Annotated in this window: 22 protein-coding genes and 2 tRNA genes; 15 read left to right on the forward strand and 9 right to left on the reverse strand. The window is 58.9% G+C overall.

The window, feature by feature from the left end:
- Positions 1–40 precede the first annotated feature (40 nt).
- From rbfA to AC07VH_RS15165, 9 genes are all read left to right on the forward strand, one after another.
- Entirely contained in the window at positions 41–457 is a 417-nt protein-coding gene (gene rbfA, locus AC07VH_RS15125; protein WP_076569135.1) for a 30S ribosome-binding factor RbfA, read from the forward strand.
- Positions 458–459: 2 nt separating this feature from the next.
- Positions 460–1,395: a tRNA pseudouridine(55) synthase TruB gene (truB, locus tag AC07VH_RS15130; protein WP_494788402.1), complete on the forward strand. Its 936-nt coding sequence runs from the start codon at positions 460–462 to the stop codon at positions 1,393–1,395.
- 273 nt (positions 1,396–1,668) lie between these two features.
- Positions 1,669–3,501, forward strand: a complete 1,833-nt coding sequence (gene typA / locus AC07VH_RS15135; RefSeq protein WP_475416400.1) for a translational GTPase TypA — start codon at positions 1,669–1,671, stop codon at positions 3,499–3,501.
- Positions 3,502–3,621: 120 nt separating this feature from the next.
- A complete protein-coding gene (gene dusA / locus AC07VH_RS15140; protein WP_494788401.1) occupies positions 3,622–4,617 on the forward strand; it encodes a tRNA dihydrouridine(20/20a) synthase DusA in 996 nt (331 codons plus the stop codon).
- The gene (locus AC07VH_RS15145; RefSeq protein ID WP_494788400.1) at positions 4,617–5,081 is read left to right on the forward strand and encodes a hypothetical protein; all 465 of its coding nucleotides are present in this window, start codon (positions 4,617–4,619) and stop codon (positions 5,079–5,081) included. Before dusA ends, AC07VH_RS15145 begins: the two co-directional genes overlap by 1 nt.
- Positions 5,082–5,616: 535 nt before the next feature.
- A complete protein-coding gene (locus tag AC07VH_RS15150; RefSeq protein WP_494788481.1) occupies positions 5,617–7,380 on the forward strand; it encodes a methyl-accepting chemotaxis protein in 1,764 nt (587 codons plus the stop codon).
- Between the two features lie 60 nt (positions 7,381–7,440).
- The gene (locus tag AC07VH_RS15155; protein ID WP_230538705.1) at positions 7,441–7,788 is read left to right on the forward strand and encodes an energy transducer TonB; all 348 of its coding nucleotides are present in this window, start codon (positions 7,441–7,443) and stop codon (positions 7,786–7,788) included.
- 167 nt (positions 7,789–7,955) lie between these two features.
- The gene (locus AC07VH_RS15160) at positions 7,956–8,528 is read left to right on the forward strand and encodes a hypothetical protein (RefSeq protein WP_489628709.1); all 573 of its coding nucleotides are present in this window, start codon (positions 7,956–7,958) and stop codon (positions 8,526–8,528) included.
- Between the two features lie 150 nt (positions 8,529–8,678).
- On the forward strand, positions 8,679–9,062 hold the full coding sequence (locus tag AC07VH_RS15165; protein ID WP_489628708.1) for a hypothetical protein: 384 nt from the start codon (positions 8,679–8,681) through the stop codon (positions 9,060–9,062).
- 516 nt (positions 9,063–9,578) lie between these two features.
- On the opposite strand, the gene AC07VH_RS15170 is transcribed toward AC07VH_RS15165, so the two are convergent.
- The 3 genes from AC07VH_RS15170 to AC07VH_RS15180 form a co-directional block, all read right to left on the reverse strand.
- Positions 9,579–10,028 (reverse strand): hypothetical protein, encoded by a 450-nt coding sequence (locus AC07VH_RS15170; RefSeq protein WP_475416395.1) that lies wholly within the window; start codon positions 10,026–10,028, stop codon positions 9,579–9,581.
- A gap of 257 nt (positions 10,029–10,285) precedes the next feature.
- Positions 10,286–10,945, reverse strand: a complete 660-nt coding sequence (locus AC07VH_RS15175; protein ID WP_494788399.1) for an FxDxF family PEP-CTERM protein — start codon at positions 10,943–10,945, stop codon at positions 10,286–10,288.
- Positions 10,946–11,274: 329 nt separating this feature from the next.
- The gene (locus AC07VH_RS15180) at positions 11,275–13,386 is read right to left on the reverse strand and encodes a TonB-dependent receptor family protein (protein ID WP_489628706.1); all 2,112 of its coding nucleotides are present in this window, start codon (positions 13,384–13,386) and stop codon (positions 11,275–11,277) included.
- Positions 13,387–13,673: 287 nt separating this feature from the next.
- Here AC07VH_RS15180 and AC07VH_RS15185 point away from each other — a divergent pair, with 287 nt between their 5' ends.
- Entirely contained in the window at positions 13,674–14,120 is a 447-nt protein-coding gene (locus tag AC07VH_RS15185) for a response regulator (RefSeq protein WP_219133084.1), read from the forward strand.
- A gap of 28 nt (positions 14,121–14,148) precedes the next feature.
- Here the strand turns inward: AC07VH_RS15185 and AC07VH_RS15190 are convergent, their stop codons facing one another.
- From AC07VH_RS15190 to AC07VH_RS15215, 6 genes are all read right to left on the reverse strand, one after another.
- Positions 14,149–14,445 (reverse strand): addiction module antidote protein, encoded by a 297-nt coding sequence (locus AC07VH_RS15190; RefSeq protein ID WP_116743337.1) that lies wholly within the window; start codon positions 14,443–14,445, stop codon positions 14,149–14,151.
- Positions 14,445–14,780, reverse strand: coding sequence for a type II toxin-antitoxin system RelE/ParE family toxin (locus tag AC07VH_RS15195; RefSeq protein WP_494788398.1), 336 nt, complete (start codon positions 14,778–14,780; stop codon positions 14,445–14,447). The genes AC07VH_RS15190 and AC07VH_RS15195 overlap by 1 nt, the downstream gene beginning before the upstream one ends.
- Positions 14,781–14,947: 167 nt before the next feature.
- A tRNA-His gene (locus AC07VH_RS15200) sits at positions 14,948–15,023 on the reverse strand.
- A 133-nt stretch (positions 15,024–15,156) separates the two neighbouring features.
- Positions 15,157–16,002 (reverse strand): glutamate racemase, encoded by an 846-nt coding sequence (murI, locus tag AC07VH_RS15205; protein ID WP_489628693.1) that lies wholly within the window; start codon positions 16,000–16,002, stop codon positions 15,157–15,159.
- 67 nt (positions 16,003–16,069) lie between these two features.
- On the reverse strand, positions 16,070–17,611 hold the full coding sequence (locus AC07VH_RS15210) for a fumarate hydratase (protein ID WP_086144995.1): 1,542 nt from the start codon (positions 17,609–17,611) through the stop codon (positions 16,070–16,072).
- Positions 17,612–17,725: 114 nt separating this feature from the next.
- Positions 17,726–18,343: a YqhA family protein gene (locus tag AC07VH_RS15215; RefSeq protein WP_035825234.1), complete on the reverse strand. Its 618-nt coding sequence runs from the start codon at positions 18,341–18,343 to the stop codon at positions 17,726–17,728.
- Positions 18,344–18,651: 308 nt separating this feature from the next.
- Between AC07VH_RS15215 and acs the strand changes: the two genes are divergently transcribed.
- The 5 genes from acs to AC07VH_RS15240 all read left to right on the forward strand — a co-directional run bounded on the left by acs (position 18,652) and on the right by AC07VH_RS15240 (position 22,981).
- Positions 18,652–20,658 (forward strand): acetate--CoA ligase, encoded by a 2,007-nt coding sequence (acs, locus tag AC07VH_RS15220; RefSeq protein WP_494788397.1) that lies wholly within the window; start codon positions 18,652–18,654, stop codon positions 20,656–20,658.
- A 185-nt stretch (positions 20,659–20,843) separates the two neighbouring features.
- A tRNA-Ser gene (locus tag AC07VH_RS15225) sits at positions 20,844–20,934 on the forward strand.
- Positions 20,935–21,425: 491 nt separating this feature from the next.
- Positions 21,426–21,965 carry a hypothetical protein gene (locus AC07VH_RS15230; RefSeq protein ID WP_489628680.1) on the forward strand — a complete coding sequence of 180 codons (540 nt, stop codon included), beginning with the start codon at positions 21,426–21,428 and terminating at the stop codon, positions 21,963–21,965.
- Positions 21,952–22,401 carry an XRE family transcriptional regulator gene (locus AC07VH_RS15235; RefSeq protein ID WP_489628679.1) on the forward strand — a complete coding sequence of 150 codons (450 nt, stop codon included), beginning with the start codon at positions 21,952–21,954 and terminating at the stop codon, positions 22,399–22,401. Before AC07VH_RS15230 ends, AC07VH_RS15235 begins: the two co-directional genes overlap by 14 nt.
- A gap of 7 nt (positions 22,402–22,408) precedes the next feature.
- Positions 22,409–22,981, forward strand: coding sequence for a hypothetical protein (locus AC07VH_RS15240; protein ID WP_489628678.1), 573 nt, complete (start codon positions 22,409–22,411; stop codon positions 22,979–22,981).
- The last annotated feature ends 81 nt before the right edge of the window (positions 22,982–23,062 follow it).

Consider the following 23,062-nt stretch of genomic DNA (forward strand, 5'->3'; position numbering starts at 1 on the left):
GACCCATGCGCCCTGCGGCACTTAGGACAGCACTTATATCATGGCTAAACATAGCAAAACCATGCCGGCGCGCGGCTTGCGCGTGGCTGACCAGATCCAGCGCGATCTGGCCGAAATCATCGCCTACGAATTGAAGGACCCGCGCGTGGGCACGATGATCACCATCACCGAAGTACAGATCACCCCCGATTATGCGCACGCCAAGGTGTTTTTCACGATGTTGAAAGACAGCAAGGAAGCCATCAAGAACACCACCGAAGGCCTGATGGCCGCGGCTGGCTTCATCCGTGGCTTGCTGGGCAAGCGCCTGCACATCCACACCCTGCCGATGCTGCATTTCGTGCACGACAGCTCGACCTCGCGCGGCATGGAAATGTCGCTCCTGATCGACAAGGCCAACGCCACGCGCGCGGCCGACGCCGAGCCGGATGTCAAACCAGAAGCGGACGAGCAATAACAGTGGCGGGTCCGAAGAAACAGCCCGGCATCAAGCGGGTGCGCGACCTGGTCGACGGCGTCTTGCTGCTCGATAAGCCTGTGGGCTGGTCCAGCAATGATGCCCTGATCAAGGCCAAGCGCGTCCTGAACGCGAAAAAAGCGGGCCATACGGGCACCCTGGATCCGTTCGCCACGGGCTTGCTGCCGCTGTGCTTTGGCGAGGCGACCAAGTTCTCGCAGGACTTGCTGGAAGCCGACAAGACCTACGAAACCCTGGTGCACCTGGGGCAGACGACGGATACGGGCGACACGGAAGGCGCAGTGCTGGAAACGCGCGACGTGAATGTGACGCCGGAGCAGATCGAAGCCGTGCTGGCGCGGTTCCGCGGGCCGATCCTGCAGACGCCGCCCATGTACTCGGCCTTGAAAAGGGACGGCAAGCCCTTATATGAGTATGCAAGGGCGGGCATCACCCTGGAGCGCGAAGCGCGCCCGGTGACCATCCACAAGCTCGAGTTCCTCGGCTACGAAGCCCCGTTCCTGAAATTGTCCGTGATGTGCAGCAAGGGCACGTATATCCGCGTGCTGGGCGAAGACATCGGCCAGGCCCTCGGTTGCGGCGGTCATCTGAACGCCTTGCGCCGCACGCAGGTGGGCAGCCTGACCTTGGACGGCGTCGTCACCTTGGACGAGCTGACGGCGCATGCCGCGCCTCTGAGTCTGCTGGCACCCGTCGATGCATTATTGTCGAGCTTCCCCGCCGTCCAGCTGACGGAAGAATTGGCCAAGCGTTTCCTGCACGGCCAGCGCATCGCGCTGGGCAAGGAAGACGTCGCCGTGCCGGCCGAGCCGGGCAGGGTGCGCGTGTATCACGACGCCAAATTGCTGGGCACGGGCCAGTTGCAGGAATACAGCATCCTGGCGCCGGAACGACTGATCGCCACGGCGCATCAATAAGCCCAGAGCAAATACCGGGGTCGGACCCTCAGGGGCCGACCCCAGCTTTGTTTAGGGCGGCCATAAGTCATCTTAACGTCACATTACCCAGCGACACTTTCCAAACAGTGTCGCTTTTTTAAACAATCCGTCCCCGACTGCGGGAGCCGCCAGCATTTTTAGATAGCGTTGCAACGCAACATGCTATACTACGCGGTTCCGGAAATAGATTAGCATTCGGGTATCTCGTACATCTTGTACGCACTCCGCAGTTTTTCAGTAACTACTACGACCATGTCAAATACAAAACGCGCAATTCGTAATATCGCCATTATCGCCCACGTTGACCACGGCAAAACCACGCTGGTGGATCAGCTGCTGCGCCAGTCCGGCACCTTCCGTGAAAACCAAGCGGTCGACACCCGAGTCATGGACTCGAACGACCTGGAAAAGGAGCGCGGCATTACGATTCTGTCGAAGAACTGCGCTGTTGAGTACGAAGGCACCCACATCAATATCGTCGACACCCCAGGCCACGCCGACTTCGGCGGCGAAGTGGAACGTGTTCTGTCGATGGTGGACTCGGTTCTGCTGCTGATCGATGCACAGGAAGGCCCGATGCCGCAAACCCGTTTCGTCACGCGCAAGGCGCTGGCACTGGGTCTGAAGCCTATCGTGATCGTCAACAAGATCGACCGTCCAGGCGCGCGCCCGGACTGGGCCATCAACCAGACGTTCGAACTGTTCGACAAGCTGGGCGCAACCGACGAGCAACTGGATTTCCCTATCGTTTACGCTTCGGGCCTGAACGGCTATGCCGGCCTGACCGAAGACGTGCGCGGCGGCGACATGAAGCCGATGTTCGACGCCATCCTGGAACACGTTCCAGTACGTGACGACAATCCGGAAGGCCCGCTGCAAATGCAGATCACCTCGCTGGACTACTCGTCGTACGTGGGCAAGATCGGCATTGGCCGCGTCAACCGCGGTACCGTTAAAGTTGGTCAAGACGTGCTGGTCATCAATGGCCCAGGCGCAACCCCGATCAAGGGCCGCATCAACCAGGTGCTGAACTTCAAGGGCCTGGAGCGCGTGCTGGTGGACGAAGCCGTTGCCGGCGACATCTGCCTGATCAACGGTATCGACGAAATCGGCATCGGTTCGACCCTGTGCGCCGTGGACACGCCTGAAGCGCTGCCGATGCTGACCGTCGACGAGCCGACCCTGACGATGAACTTCATGGTCAACAACTCGCCACTGGCTGGCCGCGAAGGCAAGTTCGTGACCTCGCGCCAACTGCGTGACCGTCTGGAAAAAGAATTGAAAGCCAACGTTGCTCTGCGCGTGGCGCCGACCGACGACGACACGATCTTCGAAGTGTCGGGCCGCGGTGAGCTGCACCTGACGATCCTGATCGAAAACATGCGTCGCGAAGGCTTCGAGCTGGCCGTATCGCGTCCACGCGTGGTGTTCAAGATGGTCGATGGCGTGCGCCACGAGCCGTTTGAAAACCTGTCGGTCGACGTGGAAGAAGCCAACCAGGGCGGCGTCATGGAAGAACTGGGCCGTCGTCGCGGCGACCTGCAAAACATGGAATCGGATGGCAAGGGCCGCGTGCGTCTCGAGTATTTGATCCCTGCGCGTGGCCTGATCGGCTTCCAGGGTGAATTCATGACCCTGACCCGCGGTACCGGCCTGATGAGCCACGTGTTCCATGAATACGCACCGGTCGACAACACCCGTGGCGAAATGGCTGGCCGTCGTAACGGCGTGCTGATCTCGCAAGATGACGGCGCCGCCGTTGCCTACGCGATCTGGAAACTGCAAGACCGCGGCCGCATGTTCGTGTCGCACAATGACCCGGTCTACGAAGGCATGGTCATCGGTATCCACTCGCGCGACAACGACCTGGTCGTCAACCCGATCAAGGGCAAGCAGCTGACCAACGTGCGTTCGTCGGGTACCGACGAAGCGGTGCGCCTGGTGCCGCCAATTCAGATGTCGCTGGAATACGCGGTCGAATTCATCGAGGACGATGAACTGGTGGAAATCACGCCGAAATCGATCCGTCTGCGCAAGCGCTTCCTGAAAGAGCACGAGCGTAAAAAAGCGTCGCGTGAATCGTAATCTGTTGTAGAGCATGGCCTGCGGGCCATGCCGCGCTCAAGCCCGTTGCTCCGCCTTTCCGTCACCGGTGAGGCGCGCAGCGGGTTTGTCATTTGCAGCTTCTGTTTTTTTGTAGACACCATGACTTCCTCTTCTTTGCCTTCCCGCCGCCTGTCCGTCGCCCCGATGATGGACTGGACCGACCGCCATTGCCGCAAGTTCCACCGCGAAATCACGCGTCACACCTGGCTCTACACAGAGATGGTGACGACGGGCGCGCTCGTGTACGGCGACGTGGAGCGCCATCTGCGCTTCAACGAGGAAGAGCACCCGGTGGCCCTGCAGCTGGGCGGCAGCGATCCGGCAGACCTGGCCACCAGCGCGAAGTTGGGCCAGCAGTGGGGCTACGACGAGGTCAACCTGAACTGCGGCTGCCCGTCCGAGCGCGTGCAGAAAGGCGCGTTCGGCGCCTGCCTGATGGCCGAACCGCAACTGGTGGCCGACTGTGTGAAAGCCATGCGCGACGTGGTCGACATCGACGTCACGGTCAAGCACCGCATCGGCATCGACGACAGCGAATCGTACGACTTCGTGCGCGACTTCGTCGGTACCGTGGCCGATGCCGGCTGCAAGACGTTTATCGTGCATGCGCGTAACGCCATCCTGAAAGGCCTGAGCCCGAAGGAAAACCGCGAAGTGCCGCCCCTGAAATACGATTACGCCTATCGTCTGAAGCGTGATTTTCCCCAGTTCGAGTTCATCATCAATGGCGGCATCAAGACCCTGGACGAGATCGACCTGCATTTGCAGCATCTGGACGGCGTGATGCTGGGCCGCGAGGCCTACCACAACCCCTACGTGATGGCGCAGTTCGACCAGCGCTACTACGGCGATGACGCGCCCGTGAAAACGCGCGCGCAGGTGCTCGAGGCGATGATTCCGTACATCAGCGCGCAGCTGGAGAAGGAAGCGGGGCGCTTGAAACTGAACAGCGTCACGCGCCACATGCTGGGCCTGATGCAAAACCTGCCCGGTGCGCGCGGTTTCCGCCAGACCCTGTCCGACTCGAAGAAGCTGGCCTCGGGCGACCCCCGCTTGCTGCTGGAAGCGGCGGCGCGCCTGTCGCTGCCTGCCTGATGAGCGGCGACTGCCACGGCCTTGCGCGCGTGATCGAAGGCTACTTGCTGGCCGTCGGCGCCCTGAAGGATGACGGCAGCTTGTTTCTTTGCGAGTACCTGGGACCCGTTGCGCCGCAGGCCTCGCTCGACGCGCTGTGCCGCGTGCTGCGGATCGCGCCGGAGGGCTTGTCCTTGCAGCCGCTCGAGAGCGTGGTGTGCCGCGGCATCGCCTGCACGCCACGCCAGTGGCTGCTGGAACGGTTTCGTCCCATGAGCGAGGCCGACCGCCAGCCGCTCGATGCGCGTTTATATGACGGTTTCGAGCGCGAACTGGCCGAACTGCTGGGCGGCGAGCCCCGCTGGTATCAACTGGTATTGTCCAGCCAGCGCAGCCTGGGCGGACAATTGGGCGCCATCTGGAGCGTCTTTGTCTTCGGCACAGAGTGCCACGCCTATGTGATGCATTGCAGCTGGGACAGCTGATCCAACTTGTCTATACCGGTGCCCCTGCGTACTGGTATTGTCCGTCCTCCCCCTTCCTCTGAGCACCTCTTCCAAAACGATGCAATATGGCTACGCCATGTGTTGTAAATGCGCTGTTTCGGCGCACGCCCGCACTGCGATGGGGCATTTCTAAGAGGCAAGAATCGGCGTTGTTGCCATTTCCCCGAAGAAAGTTAATCTGCCATTTATTCAGGTACTTATTGCTTGCTTTGAGGCAAAATTTACACCTATAATTGATTATAGACAAATATTTCTCATATGAATGTTTGATGTTGATCTCATATCATCAGTGTCAAAAATTCAGCGTGTGGAGCAAGTTTGCATTCGCAGTCACTGGCAGTTTCAGGACTGGCGAAGGACCAGGAAGTACCCCAGGCTGCGTGCGGCCGGATACCGCCAGCATACCAATGGGTAAGGGCGGATACCGGTGTACCGCAGCCTTCGTCTTGTCGTGCCGGGCAAAAATCCTTATCAATAGTTTCATTTACGAAGAGCCGAAATGAATTTAGCAAAAATGAAGGTTGGTACCCGCCTGGGCCTGGGTTTCGCCCTGGTACTGGTTCTGCTGGTGGCCGTGACCGTCCTCGGCATCGCGCGCATGGCGCAAATCCAGGAACGTCTCGATCACGTGATCAATGTCAACAACGTCGTCACCCGCCTGGTGATCGATATGCGTGGCAACGTCAGCGACCGCATCACCTCGCTGCGCATCCTTACCCTGATGACCGACGCGAGCGATATGGAGCCGGAAATGGCGCGTATCAAGACGCAGACCAGCACCTATCAGGAAACGCAGAAGAAGCTCGAGGAGAAATTCGCCATCGAGTCGACTGCCGAAGAAAAGACCCTGCTCGCTTCGATCAAGGAATACGAAGCGGCCGCCATGCCGGCCATCGCCAAGGCATCCGCACTGTGGATGGCCAACGATGCGGAAGGCGCCACGCGCGTGATGATCAAGGAAATCCGCCCGGTACAGAAAAAATGGATGGAAGCGCTGGAGCAGCTGGCCGTGCTGGAAGACAAGCTCAATGAACAGATGCAATCGGATGCCCGCAAGGCCTTCGACAGCGCGCGTTTGTTCATGATCATCCTCGGCGTGCTGGCCGTGGCGATGGGCGTGGCGGCGGCACTGGTGATCACGCGCGGCCTGCTGAAACAGCTGGGCGGCGAGCCGGACTACACGGCATCGATCGCCGGCAGCATCGCCAATGGCGACCTGTCGATCGGCATCCACACCCAGCCATCGGACAATTCCAGCCTGCTGGCGGAAATGAAGGAAATGCGCAACAGCCTGGTGGGCATCGTCGGCCAGGTGCGCGTCGGTACGGAAACCATCGGCACGGCCTCGCGTGAAATTGCCGACGGCAATATCGACCTGTCGTCGCGCACGGAAATGCAGGCCAGCGCGCTGGAAAAAACGGCGTCCGCGATGGAAGAGCTGACCTCGACCGTGAAACAGAATGCGGACAATGCACGCGAAGCCAACAAGCTGGCCGCCACCGCATCGGACGTGGCCCTGAAGGGCGGCTCCGTGGTGTCGCAAGTGGTTGACACCATGAGTTCGATCAACGAGTCGGCCAAGAAAATCGTCGACATCATCGGCGTGATCGACGGCATCGCCTTCCAGACGAATATTCTGGCGCTGAACGCGGCCGTGGAAGCGGCGCGTGCCGGCGAACAAGGCCGCGGCTTTGCCGTGGTGGCGTCCGAAGTGCGCAACCTGGCCCAGCGCTCCGCTGGCGCCGCGAAGGAAATCAAGATCCTCATCGACGATTCAGCCGAGAAGACGGAACGCGGCACGCGTCTGGTGGGCCAGGCTGGCGTGACGATGGGCGAAGTGGTCGACAGCGTGCGCCGCGTCACCGACATCATGAGCGAGATCGCCAGTGCCAGCCAGGAACAGAGCGCCGGCATCGAACAGGTCAACCTGTCGATCATCGAGATGGATGGCATGACGCAGCAAAATGCGGCCCTGGTGGAGCAGGCGGCCGCCGCGGCGCAAAGCCTGCAGGACCAGGCGGCCGAACTGGCCCACGTCGTCAGCATCTTCAAACTGGTCGAGGGCGAAGAGAAGCCGGCGGCATATGTGCCGGCCCCCGTCGCCACCGCCACCGCCACCGCCACCGCCACCGCCCCCGTTGCCGTACGCAAGCCGGCGCCCGCATTGCGCCCGGTCAAGTCGCTGACCCGCAAGGTGGAAGCGGCCGCACCCGCGGCCGCCGCGGCGCCGCGCAAGGCGGCGGCAGCGAGCAGCAATGACGAATGGGAAGAGTTTTAAGCGCGGTCAACAGCGCACAGGGAATTGTAATTACCGTATCTGATAATCATGGGGAAGCACATGTTTGAGAATAAACGTTTGATGAGTGTTGCAGCAGCCTTGCTGGTGTCCGTTTCTTCCGCCGCCTTCGCGGCTGAGGTGCCGGCGTCGTTCGATGCCAAGAACTGCAAGGCCGACTATCCGAAAGCCTCGCTGATGAACGAAGAGCAGGGCACCGTCTCGATGTCCTTCCTGGTCAATGCCGACGGTAGCGTTGCCGATTCGAAAATCGAGAAGAGCAGCGGCTTCAAGAACCTGGACAAGGCCGCCATCAAGGCTTTGTCTGCATGCAAGTTCAAGCCGGGCACCAAGGATGGTGCCGCTGCGCAAACCTGGACCAAGGTCGATTACGCCTGGAAGCTGGACTGATCCACGCATTGCCGGGAGCCTGGCTCCCGCAATCGCCTGTCCGCTACGGGCGGCGCCTGCGAGGGTGCCGCCCGTATTGTTATGTGCGCCAGCCAACGGCGCTGTCGCCCCCGATTCTGTTACCCTCGAAACATACCTTCGGGATCTCTCACCACAAGAGGCTTATCATGCAGCGCATCCTGACACTTTCCTCCCTGGCGGCCACCGGCTTGCTGCTTTCCGCCTGCGCTACACTGGGCACGCCTGTGGGCTTGCAGGCGGGGCAGACCGTCGCCGTCGTCAACAGCTTGAGCTGGGACAATCCGCTGACGGGCAAGCGCGACGGCGTGCGCACCAGCTGGCCTATCAAGGATGGCAAGATTGCCCCTGAATATTTCCCGCTGGCGCAATTGAAGCAATGCGAGGCCGGCGGCAAACCTTGCGCCTGGGGCGTGATGCGTGCGCAGCGCGGCGCGCCGACGCTGAGCTATGCGGACGGCGGCGTGGACCTGGCCGTGAGCGTGGCCATCGACGTGGCGCGGCGCCAGGATGCGCGCCAGGGCGAGACGCAGACGGCGATGGCGATACCGCAGGACGTGGCGGCACTGGCGGGCAAGCAGCGCGTGCAGCCCAGCTGGAAATTGAAGTATGGCAAGGTCGAGCAGGTCGAGCTCGATTATGGCGTGCGCTACCAGGTGTGCGTGCAGCGCTACGATGTGGCCGGCAAGGCCATCGACAGCTGCGACATTCCATTTATCTGAGGAAATATGCCGCGCGGGCCGCTTGTGGCGCCATTGCCACATTTCATGTTGCGGCGTGCGTCGGGGTGTAACAATCGGTAAAAGCGCAGCAAAGCACGGCGTAATTTCTTATAGTACTTAATTAAGGTAGTACACATTAGGAGAATTGCGATGAAAACCCTGTTGGCAGTAATCTCGCTGGCCGCCCTGGGTGGCTGCGCCGTGGCGCCGCCCGGGCCCGCGTATTACGGTTCGCGCGCGCCACAGGGGGCCTACAATCCCTATGAATGGCATACGGTCTCGTCCGAGCCGGTGCAGCCGGGTCGCGTGATGAGCGCGCCGCGCGTGGAGTACACGAATGAACCCGTCTACGTGCAGCAGCAGCCGGTGTACGTGCAGCAGCCCGTGTATGTGCCGGCGCCCGTCTACGCACCGCAACCGTATTACTATAATCCGCCCGTATCGATCGGGCTCGATTTCGTGTTCGGCTTTGGACGCTACGGTGGACACCGCGGCGGCTGGGGCGGGCATGGACGTTACCATGGCCGCCGCTAGACGCGGGGCGTAGTCTTTCTGGCGTGAGAAAGCGCGCCGTGCTTCATAAAGCACGGCGCGCTTTCTCATTGGCGATGACAAGCAGCGCCGCGCAGCGGAATCAGTGGAAATATACCGAACTCTGGTGCAGCACGTCCGCCGAGCACAGGATATACATCGCCGCCGCTGCCAGACCTATTTGCAAGGCGCCAAAGCTGATCGGGATGAGGCGGGACATGTCGTACTCCTGAGTGGTGTGAGGTGGGTGGTCAGGCTTTCATCATAGGTTGAGTTGATGCTTTTGGGCATCGGATGAATGTCCGCCACGATGTAGGACAACACCTCGTGCCTGGCACCCTGCCTCGCTCTCCGGCCGCCGGAGTAACCCTCAATAAATTATTGCGATTTCTGACTTCCATAACCGGCGCTCTGCGGCGTTGCCCACTGCTAGCAGTGCTCGCACTGCGTCGCAGTGGGCGCCTTGCATAGCATCCGGTTCTGTTCGTCATAACTTCACAATAATTTCCTGAGGATTACTTAGCGGTTTTTCCAGCGCAGCACCGGCTCTTCCGGCGCCGTGTCCGGCACGTTCGAGATCGCCAGCCAGTGCGTCAGGCGTTCCGGATGCTTGAGATTGATGCCCATGCCGTCGATGATGCCCACCTGTTCCAGCATGCGCGCGTCGATCTTCGCCTTCGACACCGTGGGCGCGCCCATGACCATGCGGTCATACGCCTTGCGCGCCTTGTGTTCCCACTTGTGCAGATTGCTTTCGTCGAAGCGGTTCGCTTCGAAATATACGGTCAGGGTGCCATCGAGGTTGCCGAAGCCGACAATGCCCGCGCCCTTGCGGATGGTGGTGGTGTTATCGATGTCAAATTCCGCCGTGGGCACGAAAATGCCGGCGCGGCCATCGACGTCGGGACGTCCCACGGGCGTTTCCTTGCCGTAGGAACTGGTTTCAGTAATGGTTTTTTCTGCGGACATGGTGCGTGTGTGGTGGCCGTGCCGGGAGCGCAATCGGGCCCGGCAGCGCCAGTCATCCTGTTCAAAAAATGCGTGCTGATGATCAGGGCGGGGTAGGGGCCCTGGCGGAGCGATGCTTGGCATTGCTTGATACCCTGCTATTGTAGCGCTAATTTAATTCTCCTTGGCAACACTTGCTGGGATAATGCAACAGTTTTTCCATGAAAAAGCCGCCCGGCCAGGTGGCGGGGCGGCTGTTGCGCGGCGACTATCCGGGCTCAGGCGGCTGTCTTACGGCGTGCCATGAAACCCAGCAAGCCCAGGCCCAGCAGCAGCATGGTGTAGGTTTCCGGCTCCGGTACGGCAGCCATCACCGAGACGTTGTCCAGGTAGGAACCATAGGTCGGTACGGAGACGGGACCGATCGATTCGAAGCGCAGCAGGCTCGACGAGCCGAGCGCGGTCACGTTCTGGCTGTAGGTTTGCCACACGCCGCTCGTATTGCCGACCAGTGCCGTTGGCGTCAGCAGGGTCGAACCCCAGTAGACATTCATCAGGCTGTTCGCGCCGCCAGCCGTGTCGGGACGGCCCGAGTAGGCGAACGACAGTGCATAGGTGCTGCCGGCCGTGGTGGCGATGGCTTGCGATACGGAGGTCAGCCGGTCGGTATTGAGTTCCAGGTATTGCGTGCCGCTGGCGGCGACGGGATTGAATCCGCCCTGGCCGCCTTGCGTGGCGCCTTTCTGGATTTCAAAGGCCGAATTGCCGCTGGCCGAGGAAGTCCAGCCGGTGACGCTGCTGAGCGGGGCCCAGGCCGAAGCGATGACATTGTTTTCGAAACTGCCGTTGACCACCAGTTCGGTCGCGGCGTTGGCAGCGCCAGCGGTGACCAGGGTGGCCAGTGCGGCGATCTTCAGGAGGGTGGCTGGCGTTTTCATGGGTTCTCGTTTGGTTAGTTAAAAGATAATTTGATTTCTTAAATGACATTTAAAGAATATCACCAAAACTCACACGCAGAACAAGCGCTCGCTAAAAATATTTGCAATTGTGAAATCATTTATGTCCACATAGAAACTAATTTCCATGGTGAATGAATTGCTGTGAAGCTCCAAGGCGAACGCGAACTTGAAGTTACTTGCGTCACGGTATTTTTGTGACATCGGGACGTAAAAAAACCTGCATCGTAACAACAACGATGCAGGTTTTTTTCAGGTAGCTGCCGTGCGCAGCGGCATATCGATTCGATAGGCACCCGCGCGCGCAGGCATCAGAACGCCAGGCGGCCCTGCAGGTAGAGCATGCGCGGCGCGCCCACCAGTTTGCCCAGGTTGCCGTCCGAGGTGCGCGTGAAGTAGCGCTTGTCGGCCAGGTTGTTGACGCCGGCTACCAGTTCCAGGCCCTTCTGGCCCGGCACTGTCCATTTCACTTGCGTATTCCAGGTACGGAAGCCGGGTATCACGCCCAGGCTGCCGGCCGCGTTTTCCGTCACGGTATTGGCTTCGTCGGCGAACTGGCGGCTCTGGTGGCTGCTCGACAAATCAACACCCCAGGCGCCCAGCTGGTAGTGGGCGCCGACGGTATCCGTGTTGCGCGAGTAGAAGGGCACGTCGTTGCCCGCATTCGCGCCATCCTGCAAGGTCGCTTTGGTATAGGTGTAGGTGGCGTAGGCGTTCAAGCCGGCCAGCGGGCCGGACTTGTCGAAGCGGTAGTCGATGGCCGATTCCAGGCCACGGTGATGCGTGGCGCCCACGTTGTAGAAGACGACGTTCTCGCCGCTGCCCACGGACTGGATCTGGTTGTCGAACTTGATGTTGAACAAGGTCGCTTCGGCCGACAGCTGGCCGCTCTTCCAGCGCGCGCCCAGCTCGGCTGTTTTCGCCAGTTCCGGCTGCAGCGGGTTCTTGCTCGACTGCGCATTGAGCTGCGTATTTTGCACGGCGCCAAACGAGCTGTTGTAGTTGCCGAACAGGGTCACGTTGTTATTGAGCAAGTAGGCCACGTTCAGCGACGGCAGGGCCTTGTTGTTGAGCAACTCGATCTTCTGGTCGACCGGCAAGTGGTTGAAGCGTTCCGTCTTGATGTGTTCATAGCGCACGCCCGGCGTGATGCGCCAGGCGTCGATGGCGATCTTGTCGTCGATATACACGGCTTGCGCATCGGTGGCATTGTCGGCGAAGCGCGTCGGCGCCTGCCGCACGCCGCTGGCGATGACGACGTTATAGATGGCCTCGTCGGCCCGCTCGGCCAGGTAGCGGTAACCGACGGTGACGTCCTGTGTGACCTTGCCGGTAATAAAGCGCTGCGTGTAGCGCGGCTCGATGGCCGTCGTTTCATAGTTGCGCGGCTGGTGGCCCAGGCCCGTGCGGCCGGCGTTGATCAAGGTGCTTTCGCGCGAGCTCTTGTTGTAATAGGCGCGCACCTCGAATTCCTGCGTGTCGGACAGGGCATTCAGGTAGCCGATGTCGAAGGCCTTGCGCTCGCCGCTCCAGAAATCGGTTGGGCGCGTGTTCTGGAACGGGTCCTGCTTGTATTGCGCGGCGGTCAGGCCGCCCGGCGTGCGCGACGTCACGTCGTAGTAGGACAGCTTGCCGTACACCTCGGCCGTCGGGCTCAGATCGTAGCGGAACTTCAGGGCGAAATCGTTGACCTTCTCATCGCTGCCCACGCGCCAGTCGCTGCCGCGGATGCCGGAATACAGCACCGCCAGGCCCAGGCCGCTGTCGAGCTGGGTGCCGGCAAACACGCTGGCCTGCGTGTTGTGGCCCACTTCGCTGTACGCGTTGTAGCGCACGCTGGCGTCGCCCGTGATGCCTTGTGTGGTGGGTACGCGGCGCGTCTTGAAATTGATGATGCCGCCCACGTTTTGCGGGCCGAAGCGCACGGCACCGCCGCCGCGCACCACGTCGACCGTCTCGACATTGGCCAGGCTGACGGGCGCGAACGACAGCTGCGGCTGGCCGTAGGGCGCCACCGACATCGGAATGCCGTCGAGCAATACCGTGCTGCGCGGCGAATAGCGCCCGGCCAGTCCGCGCACGCCGATATTGAGCGAGATGGCGCTGCCGGCGCTGCCCGAGTTGTCGCTGATCTGCACGCCGGGAATGCGGCGCATCACGTCGCTCAGGCTGGTCGCGCCCGAGTTCTCGATGTCATCCTTCTGCACCACGGTGCGCGCGCCCGCGAAATTCTTCGTGCTGGCCGCCATGCTGGTGCCCAGCAGGTTGCTGCTGACCTGGATCGACTCCAGGATGGGACCGGCATTCTCGGCGCTGTTGGCGTCCTGCGCCTGCGCGGCAAGCGGGGCGCCCAGGCAGGCGAGGGCGATGGCCAGCGCGCACGGGCGCAGCGAAAAGGGCAGTGTGACAGGTGTGGCAGCCATGCATGGATCTCCGTAATGACAATGGTTGCGCGGGCAATCGGGCGGCGCGACAACATCGTGGCGTGGATATCCGGCGCAAGGGGATAAGAATGATAATGATTCTCATTTTATCCGTCAATTGGGCAAACTGCGTAGGATAGGCTTTGCCCGGAGAAAGGCGGGAAGTGTTGCTGGCGCGGTACAGCGAAGCTTCTGGATTGCCGCATGGCACCATTGCTCGGGTGCGGCGGCATTCTGCGTGCTTCTTGTATACTGCCGCTTTTGCAGCCGTCAGACGTGAACGTACAATGAGCCAGACAACTGAAACGACACCAGGCAGTTCCTCCGTGGAACGCCGCCAGGGCGACCAGCCGGCAAGTGCTGCGCGCAAATTGAATCTGCTGGTGGTCGACGACAACCAGGAAGTGGGCGAATCGCTGGCCATGCTGCTTGAAGCGCTGGGCCACCACGCGGTGGTGGTGCGCAACTGGCAGATGGCCGTCGAGCAAGTCAAGCTGTGCGTGCCCGACGCCGTCTACCTCGACATCGAGATGCCCGGCATCAGCGGCATCGAAATCGGCCGCCGCCTGCACCACAATCCTGAAACGGCCAACGCCGTGCTGATCGCCGTCACGGGCCACAGCCTGCCCATGTACATGGACGACGCGCTGGCCGTGGGCTTCCGCCACTTCCTCGTCAAGCCCGTGCGCCTGGACGACCTGGCGACGACGGTGCAGTCGGTGCTGGCGGGGTAGCCTTTCCGCTACCCCGGCTGATGGCTGCTCAAGTGTTCAGCGCCGCGGCGCGAAATTGCAAGCCGAGTGCATGCGTCACCTTCAAAATGGTGTCGAAGCTCGGGTTGCCTTCGCCGGACAGCGCCTTGTACAAACTTTCCCGTCCCAGTCCCGTGTCTTTGGCAAGTTGTGTCATGCCGCGTGCCTTGGCAATATTGCCTAGCGCTTTGGCGATGAAGGATGCATCGTCGCCAGCTTCTTCCAGGCAAGCTTCAAAGTAGGCGACGATATCCTCTTCGGTTTTGAGGTGCTGTGCGCTATCCCATTTGTTGAGTTTTTGTACCATCAGACCTCCTGGAGTGCTTGCGCGAGCTGCTGCGCCGTTTTGATATCTTTCGCCTGCGTTGACTTGTCGCCGCCAGCGAGCAGGATAATGATTTCCATGCCGCACTGAGTAAAATAAACGCGATAGCCGGGACCACAGTCAATTCGCATTTCCGAAACACCGCCACCGACAGGCTTGCAATCACCGAAGTTGCCATCTTCGGCACGATCAATACGTGCCTGAATGCGGAAAAAAACTTTCCGATCCTTCAGCTTGCTGAACCAGTCATCGAACGTGGCGGTGGTATGGATGCTTTTCACATATACCAGTGTATTCTTTGGGATACGGAAAATCAAGCGTATGCATCAAGTTTGACTGCCGCGCGCAGGCTGGCTTTGTTAGCCGATGCGTTTGCCTGGCCTGCTGCGCAGGCGAGGGCTGCAGCTGCCTCATGCACGAGCGCGGAAATGAAAAAAGGGTTACAAGCCGAAGCATGTAACCCTTTTATTTACCGCTAATTCTATGGGGTGGCTGATGGGGCTCGAACCCACGACAACAGGAATCACAATCCTGGACTCTACCAACTGAGCTACAGCCACCACTGTCTTACTTACCTGTTTAGCTGTTTTGCTGAACAGGTGCCGAATTATACAAAGAACTCGGCAAAGTGGCAAATCTAAATGCAGTCTTTTTTATAGAATCGAAAGATTGCATGAAAACGCCTGTTTTCGCTCACACGGACAGGTGCGCGACGGGCGGCTGCAAGTCCAGCAAACCGGAGAAGGCTTGCGCCAGGGACTCGACCTTGGCCGTCGTGTAACCTTGCAGCTGGGGCGCATCGTTGCCGGTGCGGCGCAGGCTGGCCGCGTCGAGCAAACGGGCCAGCTGGCGCGCCACGGCGTCGCCCGTGTCGACCAGGGTGATCGTTTCCTGCGTGTGCGCGCGTACCGTGCGCACGATGGCGTCCTGCACGAAGGGGTAGTGCGTGCAGCCGAGCACCAGGGTGTCGACACCTTGTTCCAGCATGGGGGCGATGTAGCGTTCCAGCATGGCGCTGGTGGCATCCAACGGGCCGTGGCCCAGTTCGCACTGCTCGATGCGGTCGGCCAGGCCTATGCAGGGCTGCAAGATGAACGTGGCGCCCGTGGCGGCGCTCACCTGCTCGCGCAGGGCCAGCAGCTTGTCGCCGCGCAAGGCGCGTTCCGTTGCCAGCACGGCGATCTTGCCGTTGCGGCTGATGCTGGCCGCCGGTTTCAAGCCTGGTTCGACGCCGACGATGGGCAGGTCGGGATAGCGCGCGCGCAGGGCCTTGATGGCGGCGATGGTGGCCGTGTTGCACGCCACCACCAGTGCCTTGGCGCCTTGCTGCAATAGAAAGGCGGTGATCGCCAGCGAACGGTCGACCACCTGCTGTTCCGTCTTGTCGCCATACGGGGCGTAGGCGGAATCGGCAAAGTAAATCAAATCTTCCTGCGGCAGCTGCGCGCGGATATGGCGCAGCACCGACAGGCCGCCCACGCCGGAGTCAAAAATGCCGATGGGCGCGTCTGGACGGGCAGTGCTTGCAATAGAAGTCATATAAAGCCGAAGAAGATAAAAAAACGCCGCGCTGGTGTTGCCGCGCGGCGTCTATGGTAGAGCTTGTTTAAGCAACCGTCACGGGAATCTTGCTGACGCTATTGAGTTGCTCGATCTTCGCCTGCCATTCTTTCGGGCCCGTGTTGTGCACCGATGTACCCTTCGCATCGACGGCCACCGTCACCGGCATATCGACCACGTCGAATTCGTAGATCGCTTCCATGCCCATGTCGGCAAAGCCCAGCACCTTGGCGTGCTTGATGGCTTTCGACACCAGGTAGGCGGCGCCGCCCACGGCCATCAAATAGGCCGACTGGTGCTTCTGGATCGATTCGATGGCGACCGGGCCACGTTCGGCCTTGCCGATCATGGCGATCAGGCCCGTCTTTTCCAGCATCATGTCGGTGAACTTGTCCATGCGCGTGGCGGTCGTCGGACCGGCCGGGCCGACGGCTTCGTCGCGCACCGGGTCGACGGGACCGACGTAGTAGATCACGCGGTTTTTAAAATCGACCGGCAATTCTTCGCCCTTGGCCAGCATGTCCTGGATGCGCTTGTGCGCGGCGTCGCGGCCCGTCAGCATCTTGCCGTTCAACAGCAAGGTCTGGCCCGGCGTCCACGAAGCGACTTCTTCCTTCGTCAGGGTGTTCAGGTCGACGCGCTTGGATTTTTCCGTGTCCGGCGTCCAGTGCACTTCCGGCCACGACGACAGCGATGGCGGCGTCATGTAGGCCGGGCCGGAGCCATCCAGCACGAAGTGGCCGTGGCGCGTGGCGGCGCAGTTCGGGATCATGGCGACCGGCTTCGACGCGGCGTGCGTCGGGTGCATCATGATTTTCACGTCGAGCACGGTCGTCAGGCCACCCAGGCCTTGCGCGCCGATACCCAGCGAGTTGATCTTGTCGCACAGCTCGATGCGCAATTCTTCCAGTTTATTTTGCGGGCCGCGTTGTTTCAGCTCAAACATGTCGATGTCTTCCATCAACACTTCCTTGGCCATCAGCATGGCTTTTTCGGCCGTGCCGCCGATGCCGATGCCCAGCATGCCAGGCGGGCACCAGCCGGCGCCCATGGTCGGCACCGTCTTCATGACCCAGTCCACCAGCGAATCGGACGGGTTCATCATGATCATCTTGGATTTGTTTTCCGAGCCGCCGCCCTTGGCTGCCACTTTCACGTCGACGGTATTGCCTTCGACCAGTTCCATGTGCACGACGGCTGGCGTGTTGTCCTTGGTGTTCTTGCGGTCGAAATGCGGGTCGGCCACGATGGAGGCGCGCAGCTTGTTGTCGTCGAAGTTGTACGCGCGGCGCACGCCTTCGTTGACGGCGTCGGTGACCGTGCCGGAGAAGCCTTCGAAGCGCACGCCCATGCCGATTTTCAGGAAGACGTTGACGATACCCGTGTCCTGGCAGATAGGACGCTTGCCTTCCGCGCACATGCGCGAGTTGGTCAGGATTTGCGCGATCGCATCTTTTGCCGCCGGGCTTTGCTCGGCCGCGTAGGCGCGCGCCAGGTGCTCGATGTAATCAGCAGGGTGGTAGTAGCTAATGTACTGCAACGCTGCGGCGACGGATTCGATCAGGTCTTCTTGCTTTATGACAGTCATGGTGTTCTCGCGGTGGATAAGAAGGGTAAGACTTTTACTAATTAATAGTTACTGGTTGCGGCATCGAAAATGACAAAGCCCATGGCCGCCGCTGGCAGTCATGGGCTTCTTTCTTTAGTGTGGCGCTCTTGCTTGATTCTGGGTCACGGTCATGATGCGGTCGGTGTACGCAATGGCCATGGCCGAAATGATGAAGACCATGTGGATCACCGTTTGCGCAATGATCACTTCCATCTTGTAGGAATTGGCATTGATAAATGTCTTCAACAGGTGGATCGACGAGATGCCGATGATGGCCATCGCCAATTTCGTCTTCAGCACGGAAGCATTCACATGCGACAACCATTCCGGCTGGTCTGGGTGGTCATCGAGGTGCATGCGCGAAACGAAGGTTTCGTAGCCGCCAATAATGACCATGATCAGCAGGTTCGAAATCATGACCACGTCGATCAGGCCTAATACCACCAGCATGATGGTGGCTTCATTGAGCTTGGTCGGCAGGGCGCTACCCGGTACGGCGACGGCCGTCAGCACGTGCTGCAGGGCCGCGTCATTGCCGAACACGGCACCGATCAGGTCGGACAATTCCACCCAGAAATGGAAGACATACACGCATTGTGCGAGGATCAGGCCCAAGTATAGCGGCAACTGCAGCCAGCGCGACATGAAGATGAAGGAGGACAGCGGGTGCAGCTTGGTATGTTTGGATGACGGTGGTAGGTGGTCGATCATGTGGGGTTTCCTGGGGGAGTAAATACCAATTTTTGGTATGCCCGACATTTTACACTTGCTGCTGATTACTGCGCATGGCCTTGCTCCTGATTATTAGGTTTGATGAAACATGAAGTGGTATTGAACCTTCGGTGCAGCATGCATTTTCCCAGTGAAAATACTGTACGGCGTCCCCTTGACTCCCATTGCCGAAGGCGCTTATGGTTAGCCTTGATAGGGGTAAAACGCTGCATAAACGCGACATGTAAGGCGTCCGTAAGACACGGGGTCTATCGTGTTGGCAAACAATTACTACACTGGAGACAAGCATGAGCGCTACAGAAAACCAAGGGCAGGGCACGGAACAGCAGGGACCGGAGGAGTCGCGCGTATTTGAACCGTCGGCAGCGTTTGCCGCACAGGCAACGATTTCCGGCATGGACGCCTACCGCGCCATGGTGGCCGACGCCGAACGCGACTACGAAGGCTTCTGGGCCAAGCTGGCGCGCGAGAACCTGAGCTGGAAAAAGCCGTTCACCCGCACCTTGAATGAAGACAACGCCCCGTTCTACAAATGGTTCGAAGACGGCCAACTGAACGTGTCCTACAACTGCCTGGACCGCAACATCGAAAATGGCCTGGGCGACAAGACGGCCATCATCTTCGAAGCGGACGACGGCACCGTTACCAAGGCAACCTATAAAGAACTGCACGAAAAAGTCTGCAAGTTCGCCAACGGCCTGAAAGCCAAGGGCATCGCCAAGGGCGACCGCGTCATCATCTACATGTCGATGTCCGTCGAAGGCGTGGCCGCCATGCAAGCCTGCGCGCGCATCGGCGCCACCCACTCCGTCGTGTTCGGCGGCTTCTCGGCAAAATCCTTGCAGGAACGCATCATCGACGCGGGCGCCGTGGCCGTCATCACGGGCGACGAGCAATTGCGTGGCGGCAAGAAGCTGCCATTGAAATCCATCGTCGACGAAGCGCTGGCGCTGGGCGGCTGCGACTCCGTGAAAAACGTCATCGTGTATCAACGCACGGGCAGCGACCTGCCGATGGTGGCCGGCCGCGACACGTGGCTGCACGACCTGGTCGAAGGCCAGAGCACGCAATGCGAGCCGGAATGGGTCGATGCCGAGCATCCACTGTTCATCCTCTACACCTCGGGTTCCACCGGCACCCCGAAGGGCGTGCAGCATTCGAGCGGCGGCTACCTGCTGTGGGCCGCGCTGACGATGAAATGGAGTTTCGACATCAAGCCCGACGACGTGTTCTGGTGCACGGCCGACATCGGCTGGGTGACGGGCCACAGCTACATCGCGTACGGCCCGATGGCCGTGGGTGCCACGCAAGTGGTGTTTGAAGGCATCCCGACCTACCCGAACGCGGGCCGTTTCTGGGAAACCATCAAGAAGCACAAGGTCAGCATCTTCTACACGGCGCCTACGGCCATCCGTTCACTGATCAAGGCGGCCGACGTCGACCCGAAAGTGCATCCAAGCAACTACGACCTGACGAGCTTGCGCCTGCTGGGCACGGTCGGCGAACCGATCAATCCGGAAGCGTGGATGTGGTACTACAAAAATATTGGCGGCGAGAAGTGCCCGATCGTCGACACCTTCTGGCAAACGGAAACGGGCGGCCACATGATCACCCCGTTGCCGGGCGCCACGCCGATGGTGCCCGGTTCCTGCACCCTGCCATTGCCAGGCATCATGGCCGCCATCGTCGACGAGGCGGGCCAGGACGTGCCGAACGGCCAGGGCGGTATTTTGGTCGTAAAACGCCCATGGCCATCGATGATCCGCACGATCTGGAACAACCCCGAGCGCTTCAAGTCCAGCTATTTCCCGGAAGAACTGGGCGGCAAGATGTACCTGGCAGGCGACGGTGCCATCCGCAACAAGGACACCGGCTACTTCACCATCACGGGCCGCATCGATGACGTCTTGAACGTATCGGGCCACCGCATGGGCACGATGGAAATCGAATCGGCCCTGGTGGCCAACCCGCTGGTGGCCGAAGCGGCGGTAGTCGGCCGTCCGGACGACACGACAGGCGAATCGATCTGCGCCTTCGTGGTGCTGAAGCAAGCGCGTCCGACAGGCGAGGAAGCGAAGAAACTGGCCCTGGAGCTGCGCAACTGGGTCGGCAAGGAAATCGGCCCGATTGCGAAACCGAAGGAAATCCGTTTCGGCGACAACCTGCCAAAAACCCGCTCCGGCAAAATCATGCGCCGCCTGCTGCGCGTGCTGGCCAAGGGCGAGACGATCACGCAAGATGTCTCGACCTTGGAAAACCCGGCGATTCTGGATCAGCTGAAGGAAGCGTCGTAATGAAAGGTCGGTTCCTACGGGGGCCGACCACGGCCTTTGTTGGGCTGCTGCTTGTCGTTGCCAGCTTTAACTTTTACCCCACGGTAAATAACTTTGGCAGTCCGTAGAATCTTTGCTATAATCTGCGGCTTCGCGACAAGCGAGAAATAGTACGCAAATGCGAGCAAGTCGACGCATTGCCTGCAGGAGAGGTGGATGAGTGGTTGAAGTCGCACGCCTGGAAAGCGTGTATAGGTTCATAGCCTATCGGGGGTTCGAATCCCCCTCTCTCCGCCATAGACACAAAAGCAAAAGGCCACCTTCGGGTGGCCTTTTTGTTTTTGTGCCCGGCGGAGAGAAGCACGCCCCCTGCGGGGCGTGCGCGGGGGATTCGAAGGGTCGGGCCTACCGGCCCGGCCCTCTCCGAATCGACCAACTGCTGCCGCTGCGCGGCAGCCCCGCGCGCCTGCGGCGCGCGTTCGTGGCTCTAATTAAAGTTTCGACTGAGCCAGCTTCTACGGCGCCCAATGCATAAGTCCGTGTCCAAAATAGCGGACCTGCCCCTGCCCCCCTCTCATCTGACTCGATCACACCAAGTTTGATTTTGGGAGCATGCGATGCGCGATTTAAACTATCAACTCAAGCAGCTTTGCGACCGCAATCGCGATGGTAGCTATGCACAAAAATCGTCATCAAAAACGCAGTGACGGCAGGTTGGCTAATGTCAAGGATTTTTGCAGGTCTGTGCGCAGAAAACTTAACTTATGTGTTAAGATCGATTCCAATCTATGAAAGCAGCCAAACTTACTCATCAGCGGGCCTTCGAAATGGTGGCCAAGATCCCTCCAGGGACGAAGCTCATTTCTCCGTCAGTGCAGAAGTGGGATGTTGCTATTGTGGTAAAGGATTGCGGGCAACTTAATGGCCGATATCCTAAGAGCATTGAAAAACAGCTTGATCATGTAAGCAAGAAATCTGCTGTTCTCCGAGCGCTTGGTGAGTTGTACCCAGCGGTTTGTGAAGAGGACTATCAAGCAGTGTTCGACCAAAACGGAGTTGGTTGTAAGATCGCACATTCGTTCCTATATGAAGGTAACACGTACAAGGTCTGGGAGTTGAAGCCTAACAACAAAGACCGGTTGTACTTTTTCCCGTTAAAGGAGGGGTTGCCAAATGGAAGAAAAACTATATTTTTATTAACAGTTTGCCATAAAAAAGATCAGAAGACGCCGAAGGAAATAATCGATGTTTGTGTTGATGACATCAAGGCGATTCTTCAATCTCGTGGAAAATTTGAAATTTGTGAGGAAAAAAATGTCACCAAATAATGAGATCGTTGCAGAAGAAGTTGCGGAAAGAAAAGGCCTGTGGGCTGGAGTTCGCCGAGCTGAGCCGATCCAACAGGTGCGAAAATTGATGCGACAAAACCAATTGCTCAATCGAGATATGGCCATTCGGATGGGAATTTCAGAAGCGGGAATTTCTCGGCTTTTGAATGGAAATCAAAATATCCAAATTGATACGTTGTACATGTTGGCCGATGCTTTGGGTGCTCCTTTGTCTATTGATTTTGGGGAAAGGGAATCGAGTTTCTCATATGTTTTTGATGAAGATATGGTTTCTAGCTATTTTGTAGATGCAGAAGACATTGGAGCAGGAGGCTCCAATGTCGTGCAGCTTAGTAGTTTTAGGAAGGGTGTGAATAGAAGGACTAACTATCCTAAAACATCAGGAGTTTTTGAACCTATTTGTGTAAATGCTTGAGTACATTATGAATCCTAGTGTCTTTTTACTCTCACGTCTTGAGTTTCGTCGGTTTGATATCGAAATCAATCCTGATTTTGTCTTGAGTAAAGATGAAAATTTTTTCCCTCAGATTGATTTCGATTTCAATAAAGTAAAGTTTGAGCTTGGGACCGACCTTATTTATCCTGACGATGAGTTGAACGATCCCCGACACTTTACATTATTTTTGAAAGTGTCGATTCGACAATCTAAACAAGTCGATGATGTCATCTTGCCATATTCGCTTACCATTGAAGGTGCCGCATACTTGCACTTTAGGGGGAAAGACGAAGGTTTGAGGCGTTTTCAAGTAGTGCGAGGAACTGGTTATGGAATGCTTTATAGCGCATTTCGTGAACATATTGCGAATTTTACAGCCAGAAGTGCTTATGGGCTTTGGTTTTTGCCAACGCCCAACTTTAATAGCCGGGTTGAAGTTGATGCTCCGAAAGACTTTGAAAAATGGGAGGCTGCAGTAAATTCTGCTGCCAAAGTATTGGAGTCGAGTCGTACTAAAAAAGCACCCAAAAGAATTACTAAAGCAAAAAATGCTCTGTAGCAATATTAATGGTTATTTCTCTTGGGATATGATGCACATTACTTCGTTGCGGAGTCGAGTAATTTTACGTAGCGGAAAGGA

This window comes from Janthinobacterium sp. GW821-FHT03C10 (genome assembly GCF_059420865.1).

What these genes read in the sequence shown, in the direction of transcription:
- rbfA (WP_076569135.1), top strand. Translation starts at nt 41, where the DNA reads ATGGCTAAACATAGCAAAACCATGCCGGCGCGCGGCTTGCGCGTGGCT.
- typA (WP_475416400.1), top strand. Translation starts at nt 1,669, where the DNA reads ATGTCAAATACAAAACGCGCAATTCGTAATATCGCCATTATCGCCCAC.
- dusA (WP_494788401.1), top strand. Translation starts at nt 3,622, where the DNA reads ATGACTTCCTCTTCTTTGCCTTCCCGCCGCCTGTCCGTCGCCCCGATG.
- AC07VH_RS15145 (WP_494788400.1), top strand. Translation starts at nt 4,617, where the DNA reads ATGAGCGGCGACTGCCACGGCCTTGCGCGCGTGATCGAAGGCTACTTG.
- AC07VH_RS15150 (WP_494788481.1), top strand. Translation starts at nt 5,617, where the DNA reads ATGAAGGTTGGTACCCGCCTGGGCCTGGGTTTCGCCCTGGTACTGGTT.
- AC07VH_RS15155 (WP_230538705.1), top strand. Translation starts at nt 7,441, where the DNA reads ATGTTTGAGAATAAACGTTTGATGAGTGTTGCAGCAGCCTTGCTGGTG.
- AC07VH_RS15160 (WP_489628709.1), top strand. Translation starts at nt 7,956, where the DNA reads ATGCAGCGCATCCTGACACTTTCCTCCCTGGCGGCCACCGGCTTGCTG.
- AC07VH_RS15165 (WP_489628708.1), top strand. Translation starts at nt 8,679, where the DNA reads ATGAAAACCCTGTTGGCAGTAATCTCGCTGGCCGCCCTGGGTGGCTGC.
- AC07VH_RS15170 (WP_475416395.1), bottom strand. Translation starts at nt 10,028, where the DNA reads ATGTCCGCAGAAAAAACCATTACTGAAACCAGTTCCTACGGCAAGGAA.
- AC07VH_RS15175 (WP_494788399.1), bottom strand. Translation starts at nt 10,945, where the DNA reads ATGAAAACGCCAGCCACCCTCCTGAAGATCGCCGCACTGGCCACCCTG.
- AC07VH_RS15180 (WP_489628706.1), bottom strand. Translation starts at nt 13,386, where the DNA reads ATGGCTGCCACACCTGTCACACTGCCCTTTTCGCTGCGCCCGTGCGCG.
- AC07VH_RS15185 (WP_219133084.1), top strand. Translation starts at nt 13,674, where the DNA reads ATGAGCCAGACAACTGAAACGACACCAGGCAGTTCCTCCGTGGAACGC.
- AC07VH_RS15190 (WP_116743337.1), bottom strand. Translation starts at nt 14,445, where the DNA reads ATGGTACAAAAACTCAACAAATGGGATAGCGCACAGCACCTCAAAACC.
- murI (WP_489628693.1), bottom strand. Translation starts at nt 16,002, where the DNA reads ATGACTTCTATTGCAAGCACTGCCCGTCCAGACGCGCCCATCGGCATT.
- AC07VH_RS15210 (WP_086144995.1), bottom strand. Translation starts at nt 17,611, where the DNA reads ATGACTGTCATAAAGCAAGAAGACCTGATCGAATCCGTCGCCGCAGCG.
- AC07VH_RS15215 (WP_035825234.1), bottom strand. Translation starts at nt 18,343, where the DNA reads ATGATCGACCACCTACCACCGTCATCCAAACATACCAAGCTGCACCCG.
- acs (WP_494788397.1), top strand. Translation starts at nt 18,652, where the DNA reads ATGAGCGCTACAGAAAACCAAGGGCAGGGCACGGAACAGCAGGGACCG.
- AC07VH_RS15230 (WP_489628680.1), top strand. Translation starts at nt 21,426, where the DNA reads ATGAAAGCAGCCAAACTTACTCATCAGCGGGCCTTCGAAATGGTGGCC.
- AC07VH_RS15235 (WP_489628679.1), top strand. Translation starts at nt 21,952, where the DNA reads ATGTCACCAAATAATGAGATCGTTGCAGAAGAAGTTGCGGAAAGAAAA.
- AC07VH_RS15240 (WP_489628678.1), top strand. Translation starts at nt 22,409, where the DNA reads ATGAATCCTAGTGTCTTTTTACTCTCACGTCTTGAGTTTCGTCGGTTT.